The sequence below is a fragment of the Nocardia sp. CDC153 genome (assembly GCF_035818515.1).
In the GTDB taxonomy this organism is placed as follows: Bacteria; Actinomycetota; Actinomycetes; order Mycobacteriales; family Mycobacteriaceae; genus Nocardia.
This window is the reverse complement of sequence record NZ_JAYKYU010000007.1, coordinates 58,141-75,897: the sequence shown is the minus strand read 5'-3', so window position 1 is coordinate 75,897 and position 17,757 is coordinate 58,141. Positions and strand designations below refer to the sequence as shown.

Annotated in this window: 12 protein-coding genes; 7 read left to right on the top strand and 5 right to left on the bottom strand. The window is 67.9% G+C overall.

Annotated features, from left to right (window positions below):
* Positions 1-44 precede the first annotated feature (44 nt).
* The 5 genes from gltB (at position 45) to VMT65_RS33535 (ending at position 9,411) form a co-directional block, all read left to right on the top strand.
* Positions 45-4,718, top strand: coding sequence for a glutamate synthase large subunit (gene gltB, locus VMT65_RS33555; RefSeq protein ID WP_326312695.1), 4,674 nt, complete (start codon positions 45-47; stop codon positions 4,716-4,718).
* A gap of 29 nt (positions 4,719-4,747) precedes the next feature.
* Complete coding sequence (locus tag VMT65_RS33550) at positions 4,748-6,217, top strand: glutamate synthase subunit beta (protein WP_326312694.1); 1,470 nt, start codon at positions 4,748-4,750, stop codon at positions 6,215-6,217.
* A 271-nt stretch (positions 6,218-6,488) separates the two neighbouring features.
* The gene (locus tag VMT65_RS33545; RefSeq protein ID WP_326312693.1) at positions 6,489-7,196 is read left to right on the top strand and encodes a hypothetical protein; all 708 of its coding nucleotides are present in this window, start codon (positions 6,489-6,491) and stop codon (positions 7,194-7,196) included.
* A 41-nt stretch (positions 7,197-7,237) separates the two neighbouring features.
* Positions 7,238-8,248 carry an alpha/beta hydrolase gene (locus VMT65_RS33540; RefSeq protein ID WP_442790351.1) on the top strand — a complete coding sequence of 337 codons (1,011 nt, stop codon included), beginning with the start codon at positions 7,238-7,240 and terminating at the stop codon, positions 8,246-8,248.
* Between the two features lie 311 nt (positions 8,249-8,559).
* Complete coding sequence (locus tag VMT65_RS33535; RefSeq protein WP_326312692.1) at positions 8,560-9,411, top strand: cutinase family protein; 852 nt, start codon at positions 8,560-8,562, stop codon at positions 9,409-9,411.
* 133 nt (positions 9,412-9,544) lie between these two features.
* On the opposite strand, the gene VMT65_RS33530 is transcribed toward VMT65_RS33535, so the two are convergent.
* From VMT65_RS33530 to lysX, 3 genes are all read right to left on the bottom strand, one after another.
* Positions 9,545-10,162: a histidine phosphatase family protein gene (locus VMT65_RS33530; RefSeq protein ID WP_326312691.1), complete on the bottom strand. Its 618-nt coding sequence runs from the start codon at positions 10,160-10,162 to the stop codon at positions 9,545-9,547.
* A 42-nt stretch (positions 10,163-10,204) separates the two neighbouring features.
* Positions 10,205-10,420 (bottom strand): hypothetical protein, encoded by a 216-nt coding sequence (locus tag VMT65_RS33525; RefSeq protein ID WP_326312690.1) that lies wholly within the window; start codon positions 10,418-10,420, stop codon positions 10,205-10,207.
* 114 nt (positions 10,421-10,534) lie between these two features.
* The gene (lysX, locus tag VMT65_RS33520; RefSeq protein ID WP_442790350.1) at positions 10,535-13,870 is read right to left on the bottom strand and encodes a bifunctional lysylphosphatidylglycerol synthetase/lysine--tRNA ligase LysX; all 3,336 of its coding nucleotides are present in this window, start codon (positions 13,868-13,870) and stop codon (positions 10,535-10,537) included.
* A gap of 154 nt (positions 13,871-14,024) precedes the next feature.
* On the opposite strand from lysX, the gene VMT65_RS33515 reads away from it, so the two are divergent.
* The gene (locus tag VMT65_RS33515; RefSeq protein ID WP_040802261.1) at positions 14,025-14,246 is read left to right on the top strand and encodes an RNA-binding S4 domain-containing protein; all 222 of its coding nucleotides are present in this window, start codon (positions 14,025-14,027) and stop codon (positions 14,244-14,246) included.
* Between the two features lie 66 nt (positions 14,247-14,312).
* On the opposite strand, the gene rraA is transcribed toward VMT65_RS33515, so the two are convergent.
* Together rraA and VMT65_RS33505 are read right to left on the bottom strand one after the other, a co-directional pair.
* Positions 14,313-14,804 carry a ribonuclease E activity regulator RraA gene (gene rraA, locus VMT65_RS33510; RefSeq protein ID WP_326312689.1) on the bottom strand — a complete coding sequence of 164 codons (492 nt, stop codon included), beginning with the start codon at positions 14,802-14,804 and terminating at the stop codon, positions 14,313-14,315.
* 5 nt (positions 14,805-14,809) lie between these two features.
* Positions 14,810-15,316 (bottom strand): nitroreductase/quinone reductase family protein, encoded by a 507-nt coding sequence (locus VMT65_RS33505; protein ID WP_326312688.1) that lies wholly within the window; start codon positions 15,314-15,316, stop codon positions 14,810-14,812.
* Positions 15,317-15,470: 154 nt separating this feature from the next.
* On the opposite strand from VMT65_RS33505, the gene VMT65_RS33500 reads away from it, so the two are divergent.
* Positions 15,471-17,678, top strand: a complete 2,208-nt coding sequence (locus VMT65_RS33500; protein WP_326312687.1) for a serine/threonine-protein kinase — start codon at positions 15,471-15,473, stop codon at positions 17,676-17,678.
* Positions 17,679-17,757 lie beyond the last annotated feature (79 nt).

Here is a 17,757-nt window from a genome sequence, read left to right as displayed (position 1 = left end):
AGGCCCTTTTTCTTCGAAGGCCTGTTTTTTGTGAAGGCAGAGGCATGACGCAACTTCCTGGCCACGGGTCCCCCGCCGGCGGTGCCGGCTACGGTCACCGTTCCATCGGGCTCTATGACCCGGCGAATGAACACGACGCCTGCGGTGTCGCTTTCGTCGTCGACATGCACGGCCGCCGCAGCCGCGACATCGTCGACAAGGCTATTACGGCATTGCTGAACCTGGAGCACCGTGGCGCTGCCGGTGCCGAACCCAACTCGGGTGACGGCGCGGGCATTCTGATCCAGCTCCCGGACAAGTTCTTCCGTGCTGTCGTCGACTTCGAGCTCCCCGCCGAAGGTTCGTACGCCACGGGTATCGCGTTCCTCCCGCAGGCCCGCCGCGAGGCCGCCCGCGCGGGTTACGGCGTGGAGAAGATCGTGCGCGAGGAGGGCCTCGAGGTCCTCGGCTGGCGCGAGGTCCCGATCGACGAGTCGTCGCTGGGCGCGCTCTCGCGCGACGCCATGCCGACCTTCCGGCAGATCTTCATCGCCTCGCCCAAGGACTCCGCCGAGCAGCTGTCCGGCATGGACCTGGAGCGGCGCGCCTACGTCATCCGCAAGCGGGTCGAGCACGAGCTCGGCAAGGCGGGCGCCGGTGAGGGTGCGACCGGCAAGGAATCGGTCTACTTCCCGAGCCTGTCCGGTGAGACCTTCGTCTACAAGGGCATGTTCACCACCCCGCAGCTGCGGGCCTTCTACCTGGACCTGCAGGACGACCGGGTCGAGTCGGCGCTGGGCATCGTGCACTCGCGCTTCTCCACCAACACCTTCCCGTCGTGGCCGCTGGCGCACCCCTTCCGGCGCGTCGCCCACAACGGCGAGATCAACACCGTCTCCGGCAACGAGAACTGGATGCGCGCTCGCGAGGCGCTGCTGAACTCCGACGTGTTCGGCACCGACTCCGAGGGCAACAACCGCCTGGAGAAGATCTTCCCGGTCTGCACCCCGGGCGCATCGGACACCGCGCGCTTCGACGAGGTGCTCGAGCTGCTGCACCTGGGTGGCCGCAGTCTGCCGCACGCCGTGCTCATGATGATTCCGGAGGCGTGGGAGCGCCACGAGTCCATGAGCCCGGAGCAGCGCGCGTTCTACCGCTACCACTCCTTCCTCATGGAGCCCTGGGACGGCCCGGCCTCGGTGTGCTTCACCGACGGCACGGTCGTCGGCGCGGTGCTGGACCGAAACGGCTTGCGCCCCGGCCGCATCTGGGTGACCGAGGACGGTCTGGTCGTGCTGGCCTCCGAGGTCGGCGTGCTCGACATCGATCCGGCCAAGGTCGTCTACAAGAAGCGCCTGCAGCCCGGCCACATGTTCCTGGTCGACACCTCGCAGGGCCGCATCATCTCCGATGACGAGGTCAAGCAGTCGCTGGCCACCGAGTTCCCGTACCAGCAGTGGCTGGACGAGGGCCCGATCAAGCTGAGCGATCTGCCCGACCGCCCGCACGTGCACATGTCGCACGACCGCGTGCTGATCCGCCAGCAGATCTTCGGGTACACCACCGAGGAGCTGAACCTGCTGGTCTCGCCGATGGCGCAGACCGGTGGCGAGGCGCTCGGCTCGATGGGCACCGACACCCCGATCGCGGTGCTGTCCTCGCGTCCGCGCCTGCTGTTCGACTACTTCTCGCAGCTGTTCGCGCAGGTCACCAACCCGCCGCTGGACGCCATCCGCGAAGAGGTCGTCACCTCGCTGCGCAGCATGATCGGCCCGGAGGCCGACCTGCTGAACCCGGGCCCGGAGTCCTGTCGTCAGATCACCCTGACCCAGCCGATCCTGGACAACGACGAGCTGTCCAAGCTCATCCACATCAACGACGACGGGTCGCGTCCCGACCTGCGTTCGGTTGTGGTGCACGGCCTCTACCCCGTGAAGAAGGGCGGCAAGGGGCTGCGCAAGGCCATCGAGGCCGTGCAGCGCCAGGTGTCGGCCGCGATCGACGGCGGCGCGCGCATCATCGTGCTGTCCGACCGCGAGTCGAACGAGAAGCTGGCCCCGATCCCGTCGCTGCTGCTGACCGCCGCGGTGCACCACCACCTGGTGCGCGAGCGGACCCGCACCAAGGTCGGTCTGGTGGTCGAGGCCGGTGACGCCCGCGAGGTGCACCACATGGCCATGCTGGTCGGCTTCGGCGCGGCGGCCATCAACCCGTACATGGCCTTCGAGTCCATCGAGGACATGCTCGAGCGCGGCGCGCTGAAGATGCCGGGCAGCACCGGCGATCTCGCGGCCGACTACAAGAAGGCCGTCTACAACTACAACAAGGCCGCGGGCAAGGGTGTGCTGAAGGTGATGTCCAAGATGGGCATCTCCACCATCGCCTCCTACCGGGGTGCGCAGCTGTTCCAGGTCGTCGGCCTGGCGCAGGAGCTCGTCGACGAGTACTTCACGGGTCTGCGCTCGCCGCTGGACGGCATCGGCCTGGACGACATCGCCGACGAGGTCGCGCAGCGGCATCGAATCGCGTTCCTGGAGAACCGCAATGAGCGCGCGCACCGCGAGCTCGAGGTCGGCGGCGAGTACCAGTGGCGTCGTGAGGGCGAGTACCACCTGTTCAACCCGGACACGGTGTTCAAGCTGCAGCACGCCACCCGCTCGGGCCAGTACAAGGTCTTCAAGGAGTACACCAAGCTCGTCGACGATCAGTCGGAGCGCTTGGCCTCGCTGCGCGGCCTGTTCAAGTTCAAGTCCGAGGGCCGCAACCCGATTCCGATCGACGAGGTCGAGCCCGCGTCGGAGATCGTGAAGCGCTTCTCCACGGGCGCGATGTCCTACGGCTCGATCTCGGCCGAGGCGCACGAGACCCTCGCCATCGCGATGAACCGCCTCGGCGGTCGCTCGAATTCCGGTGAGGGCGGCGAGCATCCGGCGCGCTTCGAGCCGGAGGAGAACGGCGACTGGCGTCGGTCCGCGATCAAGCAGGTGGCCTCGGGTCGCTTCGGTGTGACCGCGCACTACCTGACCAACTGCACCGACATCCAGATCAAGATGGCGCAGGGCGCCAAGCCCGGTGAGGGCGGCCAGCTTCCGGCCCACAAGGTGTACCCGTGGGTCGCCGAGGTCCGGCACTCGACGCCCGGCGTCGGTCTGATCTCGCCGCCGCCGCACCACGACATCTACTCGATCGAGGATCTGGCGCAGCTGATCCACGACCTGAAGAACGCGAACCCGCAGGCGCGGATTCACGTGAAACTGGTCGCGGAGCCCGGCGTCGGCACCGTCGCCGCGGGTGTCTCCAAGGCGCACGCGGACGTCGTGCTGATCTCGGGTCACGACGGTGGCACCGGTGCCTCCCCGCTGACCTCGCTCAAGCACGCGGGCGGCCCCTGGGAGCTCGGCCTGGCCGAGACCCAGCAGACCCTGCTGCTCAACGGTCTGCGCGACCGCATCGTGGTGCAGGTCGACGGTCAGATGAAGACCGGCCGCGACGTCATGATCGCCGCGCTGCTGGGTGCCGAGGAGTACGGTTTCGCGACCGCTCCGCTGGTGGTTTCGGGCTGCATCATGATGCGCGTCTGCCACCTCGACACCTGCCCGGTCGGCGTCGCGACCCAGAACCCGGTGCTGCGTGAGCGTTTCACCGGCAAGCCGGAGTTCGTCGAGAACTTCATGCTCTACATCGCCGAGGAGGTCCGCGAGCTGCTGGCGTCGCTGGGTCTGCGCACCCTCGACGAGGCCATCGGCCGGGTCGACCTGCTCGACACCACCGCCGCCAAGGCGCACTGGAAGGCCGCCAAGCTCGACCTGTCGCCCATTCTGGACGACGTCGAGACCGCGTTCATGTTCCAGGACCGCCGCCGCACCAAGGACCAGGACCACGGCCTGGACAAGGCGCTGGACAACCAGCTCATCGCCTCGGCCGCGGACGCGCTGGAGCGCGGCAAGCCGGTCAAGATCGAAACCAAGATCACCAACGTGAACCGCACGGTCGGCACCATGCTCGGCCACGAGGTCACCAAGCTCTACGGCGGAGTCGGCCTGCCGGACAACACCATCGACATCACGTTCACCGGTTCCGCCGGTAACTCGTTCGGTGCGTTCGTCCCGGCCGGTATCACCCTGCGGGTCTTCGGCGACGCCAACGACTATGTGGGCAAGGGTCTTTCGGGTGGCCGCATCATCGTGCGCCCGTCGACCGACGCGCCCGCGGCCTATGTGGCGGAGCAGAACATCATCGCGGGCAACGTGATCCTGTTCGGCGCCACCAGCGGCCAGGCGTTCATTCGCGGTGTCGCGGGCGAGCGCTTCAGCGTCCGCAACTCCGGCGCCACCGCGGTGGTCGAGGGTGTGGGCGACCACGCCTGCGAGTACATGACCGGCGGTCGCGTGGTCATCCTCGGCGAGACCGGCCGCAACTTCGGCGCCGGCATGTCGGGCGGTATCGCGTTCGTCTACAACCCGAACGGCACCTTCGAGGCCAACCTCAATACCGAACTGGTCGATATCGAGCAGCTCTCGGCCGAGGACGCGCAGTGGCTCAAGGACACCGTCGCGCAGCACCGCGAGGAGACCGGTTCGGCCGTGGCGGAGGCCATCCTGGGCGACTGGGCCCAGCAGGTGACCAAGTTCGTCAAGGTCATGCCGCGCGACTACAAGAAGGTCCTGCTCGCCATCTCCGAGGCCGAGAAGGCCGGACGGAACGTGGACGAAGCCATCATGGAGGCCGCTCGTGGCTGACCTCCACTGCACTAACCAGGAGTACGTAAATGGGTGACGCACAAGGCTTCCTGAAGCACACCAGCCGGGAACTGCCGAAGCGCCGTCCGGTACCGCTTCGCCTGCTGGACTGGAAAGAGGTCTACGAGGAGAAGTTCTCCCACGAGACCCTCCAGACCCAGGCCAGCCGCTGCATGGACTGCGGTATTCCGTTCTGCCACAACGGCTGCCCGCTCGGGAACCTGATTCCCGAGTGGAACGACCTGGTGTACAAGGGCGCGTGGAAGGAAGGCTTCGACCGCCTGCACGCGACCAACAACTTCCCGGAGTTCACCGGCCGCCTGTGCCCGGCTCCGTGCGAGGCGTCCTGCGTCCTGGGCATCAACCAGGATCCGGTGACCATCAAGCAGGTCGAGGTCGAGATCATCGAGAACGGTTTCGACGAGGGCTGGGTGACCCCGGTCTACCCGACCCGGCTCACCGGCAAGCGCGTCGCCGTGGTCGGTTCCGGACCTGCCGGTCTGGCCGCCGCCCAGCAGCTGACCCGCGCGGGCCACACCGTGACCGTGTTCGAGCGTGACGACCGCATCGGCGGCCTGCTGCGCTACGGCATCCCGGAATTCAAGATGGAGAAGCGTTTCATCGACCGCCGCCTGGCGCAGATGGAGGGCGAGGGCACCATCTTCAAGACCGGCGTGAACGTGGGCGTGGACATCACCGCCGAGCAGCTGCGCGAGCAGTTCGACGCGGTCGTGCTGGCCGGTGGCGCGACCATCGCGCGCGACCTGCCCATCCCGGGCCGCGATCTGGACGGCATCCACCAGGCCATGGAGTTCCTGCCGCTGGCCAACCGGGTGCAGCTGGGCGACCCGATCACCGACGAGAACGGCCTGCCGCGCATCAACGCGCGCGGCAAGAAGGTCGTCATCATCGGTGGCGGTGACACCGGCGCGGACTGCCTGGGCACCTCGCACCGCCAGGGTGCGGCCTCGGTCCACCAGTTCGAGATCATGCCGCGTCCGCCGGAGGAGCGCGCCGCGTCCACCCCGTGGCCGACCTACCCGCTCATGTACCGCGTCTCCTCGGCCCACGAGGAGGGCGGCGAGCGCGTGTTCTCCGTCAACACCGAGCGTTTCATCGGTGCCGACGGCAAGGTCACCGGGCTGCAGGCGCACGAGGTGACCATGGTGAACGGTCGCTTCGAGAAGGTCGAGGGCACCGACTTCACCCTCGAGGCCGATCTGGTGCTGCTGGCCATGGGCTTCGTCGGACCGCAGAAGAACGGTCTGCTCGAGGGTCTGGGCGTGGGCTACGACCAGCGCGGCAATGTCATGCGCGACAAGGACTGGGCCACCACGGTTCCCGGCGTCTTCGTCGCCGGTGACATGGGCCGCGGCCAGTCGCTCATCGTGTGGGCCATCGCCGAGGGTCGCGCCGCGGCCGCCGCGGTGGACAAGTACCTCGAGGGTGAGACGGCGCTGCCGTCGCCGATCACCCCGACCATGGTCGCCCAGCGCTGAGTCGATAGGTCAGCCAGCGCAGAGTCGATAGGTGAGTCAGCGCTGAGTCGAAATCCCAAGGGCGCCCCCGGACTTCGGTCCGGGGGCGCTTTTCTCATGCCCGAAACGCATGTGAAATAAGAACTAGTCAGTAGTTTTCCGAAAACCTGGACAGCAGCCCAGTTACACCTGTTTACTTACTCCCCGTGTGGAATCCACCTCCGAGTCGTCCGCAGCGCTCGGTAAGTCTGGATCGGTCCCGAGAACCTGCCGGGACACTTGGAGGAGAAATATGTTCGGTAACCGCCGCGCGGCCGCGATCATCAGCGCCGCCGCTCTGGTCTGCGCGGGCCTGAGCGTCACCACTCTGGAAACCGGAGTCGCGTCCGCGGATGGGACCTGTGCCATCAGCTCGCACGCCACCAAGAACGACATCAGCACGCTGGGCATCACGATGACCTACGACAAGTCCGCCAATCTGGACTCGATCGGCGTCGGCACCACCGTGACCTACAAGATCGTCATCGGCACCACGGGCATCGGCAATCCGTACGTCAACACCATCACCGACTTCCCGCCCGCGGGCATTACCGCGGCACCGGTCAGCGCGTCCATCACCGCCTACCACGCCGCGCTCGGCGAGAAGACCGAGAGCGTCACCCCCGAGCCGAACGCCGGCGGCTGGAAGGTCACCAATACGGGCTGGTTCGTGAACTCCGGAAATCCGTTGACCTACACCATCACCTACCCGGTGCCCACCACGTACTCGCCCGGCCAGCAGGTCACCAGCGGTGGCATCGGGGTCGCGGGCACGGTCGGCGTCAGCAATGAGCTGCCGAACCTGACCGCCTGCTTCACCGCCCGCGCCAACACCGTCGGCGAGGACGCGCTGGGCAGCCTCAACAACAACGGGCTCGGCTCGGCCGACGGTCAGCTCAGCTCGACCGGTTCGCTCAGCACCATTCTGGGCGACGCCATCAAGAAGGCTCTGGGCAGCTGATTCGCCACCGGGCCGATGTGATCGATAGGAAATCCGCACCGATGTTCACCCGTAGACTCCCGGCGCTCGCCGCGATTTCGGCGATCGCGCTCTCGCTCGCGATGTCGGCCATGCCGGGGAACGTCGGTACGGCCACGGCGGATTCCGCCGGAGCACACCTGGTTTCGATCGATCGGCCCGGTCAGCGGCAGGAGCAGTTCACGGTCTATTCCGCCGCGATGGACCGGGAGATCACCCTCCAGGTGATCACCCCGTTCGACAACAGCGCACCGCGGCCCACGCTCTATCTGCTCAATGGCGCTGGCGGCGGCGAGGATTCGGCCACCTGGTATCGGCAGACCGATATCGTGCAATTCTTCGCCGACAAGAATGTGAACGTGATATCCCCGGTCGGCGGGAAATTCTCGTATTACACCGATTGGGAGCGCGACGATCCGAAACTCGGGCGCTATAAATGGCAGACCTTCCTGACCCGGGAGCTGCCGCCGATCATCGATTCGACATTGCACACCTCGGGGGCGAACGCGATAGCGGGCGTCTCCATGTCCGCCAGTGCCGCACTGGATCTGGCCATTCACGCCCCGGATCTGTATCGGGCGGTCGGTTCCTACAGCGGATGCGCGTCCACCGCCGACCAGACCAGCCGCCAGTACATCAAGCAGGTCCTCGACCGCGGTGACGCCGATATGCGCAATATGTGGGGCGAGCCCGACGACCCGGCCTGGCAGGAGCACGACGCGGTGCTCAATGCCGAGGGATTGCGCGGCAAGGCGCTGTTCATCTCCACCTCGACCGGGCTGCCCGGGGAGTTCGACGCCTTCGACTCGCCGACGATCGCCGGGCGTCCGGCGACGCTGGTCGATCGGCTGCTGCTGGGCGGCACCATCGAGGCCGCCACCAATGGCTGCACGCATCGCCTCGCCGACCGCCTGAACGAGCTCGGTATTCCCGCCGACATCGAATTCCGGCCCGCCGGAACGCATTCGTGGCCGTACTGGCAGGACGCCCTGCATCGGTCCTGGCCGACGCTCGAGGCGGCATTGCAGAACTGAGTGCCGGAAGTTGGCCGGGAGACGAACTTCGATCCGGAAATCGGACGAGTTCGCGAACTCGTATGGCACGCCTGCATAGGCCCCTTTATGCTTGTCGGCGGTGTGTCGCCGATCTCGTCAACCGGTCTGTTTCAGTCAGCTCATACGGGGCGGTTACCTGGGTTAACCCACAGTGCACCGGACTGTCATCCGGCGACCGCACCATGATCGGGAATCGGGACGAGCAAGAGGTCCCGGCACAAAGCGTGAACTGGAGCAGTATGCGGTTGAAGAATGTTGTCGCGGCTGCGGGGGCAGCGGCGAGCGTGCTCATGTCGGGAATCGTCCTGGGCAGCGGTCCCGTTACGGCCGACCCGGGGGCCGGGTGCCCGTCCCTCTACACGGTGGCCATTCCGGGCACCTGGGAAACCGGTCACGACCAGGACCCCAAGCCCGGCATGCTGGCCGCGGTAACCAATGGCTTGCCCGGTGAGGTCGACTATGTGACCTACGCGGCCCGCGCCTTCCCTTGGGAGGGCGCGGTTTACGCCGAGTCCAAGAAGGAAGCCGTCGACAATGCCCGCGGCCTGGTCCAGGCCATGGGCGAGCGGTGCCCGGGAACCAAGATCGCCATCACCGGCTACAGCCAGGGCGCCCACGCGGCCGGTGACCTCGCCGCCGAGATCGGCACGGGCCACGGTGTGGTCCCGCCGGATCGCATCGCGGCCGTGGCGCTGATCTCCGATCCGAGCCGTTCCCCCAGCGACGCCCAGATCGGCGCGATCGCCCCCGGTACGGGTGCGGCCGGGCCGCGCGTCGGCGGCTTCGGCTGGGTCAGCGACAAGGTGCGCACCGTGTGCGCCATCGGCGACCTGTACTGCTCCACCGAGCAGACCGACTTCGTCACCCGTTTCGCGGGCTTCCTGGCGCAGGCCAGCAACCCGAACAACTTCAACCCCTGGCAGACCCAGCTGCAGCTCGGGTCGATCATCAACGACCTGATGGCCCAGGGCGGTCTGCCGACGTTGCAGGCGCAACTGGCCGAGGGCACCGACAGCGAGTACGCCCACCAGCTCGAGCAGTTCTACCGCAGCGGCACCCACACCAGCTACGGCAGCTACCAGGTCGGCGGCGGCCAGACCGCGCTCACCTGGATGCACAACTGGATCGCCACCAACGCGTAAGAAGGACTCTTGATCTCGAGGGCCGCTCCCTGACGGGAGCGGCCCTCGGTGCGAGAAGTGAGAAGTTGGTGTTTCCCAAGAGCTTTGGGGGATGTGCTTCGAAGCGGGAGCGGCTGTCGGTAGGGGCCGTGGCTCAGGTTCGCGGGCGTTGCGCGCGCGGCAGCAGGTCCCAGACGTGCCCGTTCTCGTTGATGGTGGCCGCGGTGCGGGTGCCGGTGCGCGAGTACAGGATTCGGGTGATCGAGCAGTAGTCGATGGGAAAGGTGAGCGGCCGGGCCAGGCCGAGCACGTCCTGCAGCAGCACGTTGATCACGCCGCCGTGCGCGAACACCACCACGGTCTCGCCGGGATCGGCGGCCGCGACAATGTCGTCGACGGCGGCGTACACGCGGCGCACGAAGGCGTCGCCGTCGATCTGCTCGGGCAGGTATCCGGCCTTGATGCGCTCGTAGGTCGCGCGGAATTCCCGCTGGGCGTCCTCGATCGGGATGTACAGGGGCAGGTCGCGATCGTATTCGGCCAGCCCGTCGCGGATTTCGACGTCGAGCCCCAGCTTCTCCGCGGTGGGCCGGGCGGTTTCGCGCGCCCGCAGCTGCGGGCTGCTCACGATCCGCGCGATCCGGTGCTGGGCCAGGGCGGCGGGGACACGGCCCGCCTGCTCGACGCCGAGGGCGGTGAGATCCGGGTCGGCCGGGCCGCTGGATCCCACGAGGCGTTCCGGCTGGGCATGGCGGACGAGGATCAACTGCACAGCACCACTGTGCCGTACCCCGCCCGCACCGGCCCGCCGGGGTCAGTTGTTGCGGCGGCGCATCAGATAGACGATGCCCAGCACCAGGATCACGATGCCGATGCAGCAGACCCCGAGGAAGCCGAAGAAGCCCATGCCGCGTCGGCCGCTGGAGCGCCGGGCCGCGGTGTTCTCGAGCGCGGCGTTCCAGGTGTCCGGATGGGTCCACACGTGATGGTCCAGCAGCGTGGCCTGGGTCATGAGATCTACGTAGTGCATGGGATTCCCCCAATCGTCCGGTGTGCCCGTCGCCGGGCCGAATCCCAGATTAGCTGGCGATTCGGTCCCGGCAATCAGGGTTTTCCCCGGTCTTGCCCGTAATCACGGACCCGATCACGGGGCCGCGTTGCGGGGTTTCACCAGCGGGAACGGCAGGGTTTCGCGAATGCTGCGCCCGATCAGCAGCATGACCACCCGGTCCACGCCGACGCCGAGACCGCCGGTGGGCGGCATGGCGTGTTCGAGGGCCTGCAGGAAGTCCTCGTCGAGTTCCATGGCCTCCGGGTCGCCGCCCGCGGCCAGCATGGACTGTTCGGTGAGGCGGCGGCGCTGCTCCACCGGATCGGTCAATTCGCTGTAGGCGGTGGCCAATTCGACGCCCCAGGCCACCAGGTCCCAGCGCTCGGTGACGCCCCGGACGTGGCGGTGGGCGCGGGTGAGCGGGGAGACGGAGGTGGGGAAGTCGATGTAGAAGGTGGGTTCCTGGGTCGCCGACTCGACGAGGTGCTCGTACATCTCGAGCACGAGTTGCCCTTCGTCCCAGCCCAATTGGAACGGCACGCCCGCCTTCTCGCACAGCAGCCGCAGTCGTTCGGCGTCGGTCTCGGGGGTGATGGTCTCGCCGATGGCGTCGGACACGGCCCCGTGCACGGTCTTGACCGGCCAGTCGCCGGAGATGTCCACCTCGACGACGCCGCCGTCGGGTCCCGGCCGCAGCGCCACCATCTTGCCGTTGGCGGCGAGCGCGGCCTCCTGGATGAGCTGGCGGCAGGCGTGCATCATGCGCTCGTAATCGCTGTGCGCCTCATAGGCTTCCAGGATGGTGAACTCGGGATTGTGGCTGTAGTCGACGCCCTCGTTGCGGAAGACGCGGCCGAGTTCGAAGACCTTCTCCATGCCGCCCACGCACAGTCGCTTGAGGTACAGCTCGGGCGCGATGCGCAGGTACAGGTCCAGGTCGTAGGCGTTGATGTGGGTGGTGAACGGGGTGGCGTTGGCCCCGCCGTGCACCTGCTGCAGCACCGGTGTCTCGACCTCGAGGAATCCCCAGCCGTGCAACGTGTCCCGCAGCGAGCGCACCACGGCGCTGCGCTTGGTCATCACCTCGCGGATGTCGGTGTTGATGGCCATGTCGACATACCGTTGGCGCACTCGGGCTTCCGGGTCGGCCAGACCCTTCCACTTGTCCGGCAGCGGGTGCAGGCATTTGCCGATCATCCGCCAGTCCTGCGCCAGCAGCGACAGTTCGCCGCGGCGGCTGCGCCCGATCTGACCGCTCACCTCGATGAGATCGCCGAGGTCGAAGTACTCGGTGAACTCCCGGCTGCGGTCCGCGCCCACCCGGCCGCGGTCGATGAGCAGCTGGATGTCGCCGGACCAGTCGCGCAGCACGGCGAAGATGACGCCGCCGTAATCGCGAATCCGCAACAGCCGCCCGCAGACTCGCACCGTGGTGCCCTGCGGGGAGTGGCGCGCGGCGTCCACCGTGTGGGTGGGCGGGTAGGCCACCGGGTAGGCCTCGACGCCGGATTCCTGGAGTTTCTCCAGCTTGTCCATGCGCACCCGCACCTGTTCGGGGCGGCGCGGGCCGGTTTCCTCGAGTTCCTCGGGCGGCAGGTCGGGGGTGCTGCCGTCGGCGTGCAGCCCGGTCATGGTGGGCGGCACCGACGGTCGCAGACCGGTGTGCGCGGAGGCGTCGTGGTCGCGGCCGATGCGGGGCAGGAAGCCCTCGGCCAGGGCGCTGGCCACGGCCACCCGCAGCAGGTGGCGGCGTTCCTCGAACAGCGAGAAGCGCGGCACCCATTCGGGCTGGTATTTCACGTTCGAGCGGTACAGCGCCTCGAGCTGGTACCAGCGGGAGAAGAACATGAGCACGCCGCGCCACAGGCGCAGCACGGGTCCCGCGCCGATGCGGCCGCCCTCCTCGAAGACCGCGCGGAAGACCGCGAAGTTCAACGAGATTCGGGTGATGCCGTACTGGTCGGAGTTCAGCGCCAGCCGCGAGATCATCAGTTCCATGAGCCCGTTGGGGCCGGTGCGGTCGCGGCGCATGAGGTCCAGGGAGACGCCGGTGCGGCCCCACGGCACCAGCGACAGCATGCCGAGCACCTGCCCGTTCGGGGCGACGGCCTCGACCAGCAGGCAGTCGCCGTCGAGCGGATCGCCGAGTCGGTCCAGCGCCATGGAGAAGCCGCGTTCGGTCTCGGTGTCGCGCCAGGCGGCGGCGCGGCGCATGACGTCCTGCATCTCCTCGGCGGAGATCTCCTTGTGGCGGCGCACGCGAACCGTGATGCCCTGCTTGGCGAGTCGGTTGGCGGCCTGGCGGACCGGTTTCATCTCCGCGCCCGCGAGGGAGAAGTTGCGGGTCTCGAGGATGGCCTCGTCGCCCAGGCGCAGCGCCGAGAGTCCGGCCCGCCGGTAGGCGGTCGCGCCGAGTTCGCTCGCGCCCATGACGGCCGGGGCCCAACCGTATTGGTCGGCCAGCCGCAGCCAGGCGTCGATGGCATGCGGCCAGGACTCCTTCTGCCCGATCGGGTCGCCCGAGGCCAGGCAGACGCCGAGTTCGACGCGGTAGGTCAGCGCCGCCTTGCCGTTGGGCGCGAAGACCACGGCCTTGTCGCGTCGGGTGGCGAAGTAGCCCAGCGAGTCCTCGACGTCGGAGCGTTCCAGCAGCCCGCGAATGGCGGATTCGTCGAGTCCGGTCAGCGCGTTGGAGGAGCGCTGCGAGCGGAACAGCGTGATCACGGCGGCCAGCAGTGCGATCGCGCCGAACAGTCCGAGCAGCAGGTTCACCGGATGCGGCGCGCGCCCGTCGAAGTCGTCGTTGGAGACCAGGATCGCGCCGGTCACCCGCGACACCGCCCACAGGGCGCGTTCGGTGTGATCGGGCAGGGTGTGCGGGAACAGCTCGACCAGACCCCAGCCGACCAGGCAGCCCAGCGTGAGCCCGCCCACCAGGACGCCGAGCGCGCGCCACACCGCGCCGCGCTGGACGTGGGTGTAGAACTCCGACCACGACGCGATGAGCACGCCGATCACCAGCAGGTGAATGATCAACGCCACCAAGGCGTTGACGTCGCCCTCGGAGGCGAAGTCGAGGGCGTTGGCCAGGGCGAAGGCCGCCATGTAGCCGACCAGCAGCCACCAGGCGATGCGCTTGCGGCTCGCGGTCGCGCCCGCCAGCAGCCCCACCACCAGCGCCCACACCAGCGAGGTGTCGGGTGCGTCGAAGTAGTAGGTGTCGACGAAGTGGCGTAAGTGCGAGGTCAGGAAGCGTAGGCCCGGAGAGATCGACCAGGCGAAGCAGAGCACGGAGAAGACGCCCAGCGCGGTGCCCGCGAGGTGCGGGAGCTCGCGCAGGCGGCCGTGCCCGCGATGCGGGACCTCCGGCGACCGCGGCTCCGGTCTCGGGTCGGAGTCGTGCTGCGGCCGGTCCTGCGTGGAAGTCACCGCACCAGTGTGAATGTTGCCGTTGCCCATGTGCACTCAGAACCCGGTTCGTGTCTCGTCGCCGCGGTGCGGCAAGTGGTGATCGCCGCGGTGGTGCGGCTGGTGGTGGGGGCGGCGTTTGGTCTCGGGGCGGCCGCGGGTAAGGATGTACCCCATGTCGGATCCAGTCGATGTCCCGATCGAGGACGATGTCATTCGACTCGGCCAGTTCCTGAAGCTGGCGAACCTCATCGATTCCGGTTCGGAAGCCAAAACGGTGATCGCCCAGGGCCTGGTACGCGTCAACGACGAGGTGGAGCTGCGCCGCGGGCGACAGCTACACGCCGGGGATGTGGTGGCGTTGGCCGGACACAAGGCCCGGGTCACCAGCGGCTGAAGGCACACGGGTTCCCATTCTGGGTGTTGATCACCTTCAGCCGCTGAGAACTTCCCGAGAGTTCTCTCAGTCCTCGCTGCGGACCACGACACCGTCGTGATCGCTGTAGAGCATCTCGCCGGGCACGAAGGTGACGCCGCCGAATTCGACCGGCACGTCCTTCTCGGCATTGCCCTCGATCTGGGTGCTCTTGCGCGGGTTGGTGCCCAGCGCCTTGATGCCGATGGGCAGGGTGCGCAGGATGGCCGAGTCGCGGACCGCGCCGTTGACGATGACACCGGCCCAGCCGTTGTCCACGCCGCGTCCCGCGATGATGTCGCCGACCAGCGCGGTGTGCACGCTCGCGCCGCCGTCCACGACCAGCACGCGCCCCTCGCCGGGCGTCCCGAGGGTCTGCTTGACCAGCAGGTTGTCCTGGAACGTCTTGATGGTCACGATGCGGCCGGAGAACGTTTCGCGGCCACCGAACTGGATGAACTGGGTGTCGCAGCTGCGGATCTCGGGGCCGATCTCGTCGGCTAGGTCGGCAGTCGCGATGGTATCTGCGGATTCGGTCACGCGATCTATCTTGTCAGGGCGAATATCCGCAAGTCACGGGCGGTGCGATTGCGGTACGCGGTGTACGCCTCGGTGGTCTCCTCGAAGCGTTCGAAGATCGCCCGTTTGCGGTCCTCGTCGATGACCTGGGTGGCGGTGACCGGAATGTGCTGTCCCGCGATGGTGACCTCGGCGGCCGGATTGGCGAGCAGGTTCGCGGTCCACGCCGGGTGGTGGGCCTGACCGAAATTGGAGCCGATCACATACAGCGTGTCCCCGTCGTGGACGTAGAGCAGGGGCGTGGTGCGCGGCTGCCCGGACTTGCGGCCGACGGTGGTGAGCAGGATGACCGGCGCGCCGATCGGGCCGAGCACGGTGTACTTGCAGGCGGTGCGCTCCAGCACCTTTCGATCCAGCGGGGTCAGCGCGCGCACGACCGCGGAGCCGATCTTGGTCGCGGCGAACGAACTGGCCGTGCGGCCCAACAGACTCGTGCGGGAACCCCAGATCCGTTCCGGAAACTGCTCACTCATACCGCGACTCTAGTGGCCCGCGACCGGCCGCGTCCGGTCTCCGCGATGCGCTCCGCGCTTGCTCGGCGATCTATCCACAAGAGGCAATCAACCGTGCAGTCGGATTCGCGGGCGCATACTGACGGCACCCGATGAGTCCAGGTCGGGGGAGGACATGAAGGTGGAACCGGCGATCGACTCGGGTGCCGTCGACGAGACCCGCTCCCTGCTGGCGTCGATGATCGCGAGATTCACCGCCGCCTGGGAGGACGCGGGCACGCCGCCGCGGCTGGCCGAATTCCTGCCGCGCGCACCGGAGATCCGGCGGCTCGCGCTCATCGAACTGATCAAGGTGGATCTGGAATACCGCTGGATCCGCTACGACTTCCCCAAACGGCTCGCCGAGTATCGGGCCGAATTCGACGAATTGCGTTCCGGCCCACTGCCCCCGGATCTGGCCTACGAGGAGTTCCACGCGCTGCGCCGCTCCGGCTTCGCCCTGGACGTGAGCTGCTATCCGACCGAGGCCGCCGCCACCGAATGGGCCGAGCGCGATTACCGCAGTACCTTGCTCGCCCGCCCGCAAGCCCAGCACGCGTTGGAGGGCATCGAGGTCGGCGATCGGGTGGACGATTTCGATCTGCTGGTGGAATTGGGCAGCGGCGCGTTCGCGCGGGTGTTCCTGGCCCGGCAGCGGTCCATGCAACGCCTGGTGGCGGTGAAGATCTCGCAGAATCACGGCACCGAGTCCGAGACCCTGGCCCAGCTCGACCACGAGCACATCGTGCGGGTCTTCGATCAGCGGCTGCTGGCCGAGCGGGAGCTGAAACTGCTGTACATGCAGTACCTTCCGGGCGGCACCCTGTCGAAGGTGTTGGCGCTGGTGCGTTCCCGGGAACCGGGGGAGCGCGACGGCGGGCTGCTGCTGGAGGCCGTGGACGCGGCCATGCGCGACAAGGGCGGGCTGGTGCCCGGCGAATCGCTCACCCGCACCGCGGTGGCGGAGCGGACCTGGCCGGAAACCGTTGCGTGGCTGGGCGCTCGGCTGGCCCGCGCCCTGGATTACGCGTCCGACAACGGGGTGCTGCACCGGGACATCAAGCCCGCCAATGTGCTGCTCACCGCCGACGGCAGCCCCAAATTGGCGGACTTCAACATCAGCTTCAGCCTGCACGTGGCGGGCACCAGTCCGCTGGCCTACTTCGGCGGCTCCCTGGCCTACATGTCGCCCGAGCAGCTGGCGGCCTGTCATCCCCAATTGCCGGAAACCGCCGAGGGTCTCGACGGCCGCAGCGACATCTACGCGCTCGGCGTGGTGCTGTGGGAACTGCTCACCGGCCGTCGCCCCTTCGACGACGAGAACCGCGCGGGCGATTCGGAGTCCTCGCTGGAGCGCATGCTGCGACTGCGCGGGCACGCGATCGATCCCCGTTACCTCGACGACCTGCCGCCCGACTGCCCGCCCACGCTACGCCGGGTGCTGCTGAAATGCCTTGCCCCCGACCGGGAGGACCGCTGGCCGACCGGCGCGGCCCTGGCGCAGCAGCTGGAATTGTGCCTGGATCAGCGCGCCCGCGATCTGGTGGATCCGCCGGAGCACAGCTGGCGGGCCCGGGTCGGCCCGTGGTCGCTGCTGGCCCTGATCACGGTGGCGACCTTTCTGGGCGACCTGCTCGGGATGGCCTACGTCAACCTGCACAATCACGGGCTGTGGGCGCTGTGGTTCTCGCCGGGGGAGCGGGCCCGATTGCAGGTGGTCGGAAATCTGTTGGCGCTCACCGCGACTCCGGCCGCCGTCGTCCTGACCAACTATCTGTGCCGCCGCGCCTTCATCGTCTGGCGCGGGGTGCGGCGCGGTCGCGTCTACGATCCGGTGGCGCTCTCACGTGCGCGCCGGGACGCCCTCGTGGACGGTGACCGGGTGGCCCTGGTCGCCTTCTCCTGGTGGGCGCTCGCGGCCGCGGTGTCGGCCATCGCACTGGTGGTGTTCACCGGCGCGCCGCCCGGGCACATTGTGAACATCGCTGCGACCATGCTGGTTTCGGGCGCGATCTCGGTCGCCTACCCGTTCTTCGTGGTCACCTTCTTCGTGGTGCGCTGCTTCTATCCGCGCCTGCTCACCCACGGTGAGACGGCCCGCGATCGAGACGCGCTGCGCGCCCTGAGCCGTCGCTGCACTCGCTATCTGGCGGTGGCCGTGGCGATTCCCTTGATCGGCGTCATCTCCAGCCTGATCTTCCTGAACGCCGAGGAGGTTTCGCTGGCCCTGATCCCGATCTACGGCCTGTGCGTGGTGGGCGTGCTGGGGTTCCTGGGCGACTACTGGCTGTTCCGCCAGACCGAGGCAGATCTGCGCGCATTCGAGCGCGCGGTCTCGGCATAACTAGGCCCACAACGATTTTCGGCGAAAGAACGGCCGGAACCGGGGACGCGGGGGTCGGCGGCTTTGGCGACCCCGGGGA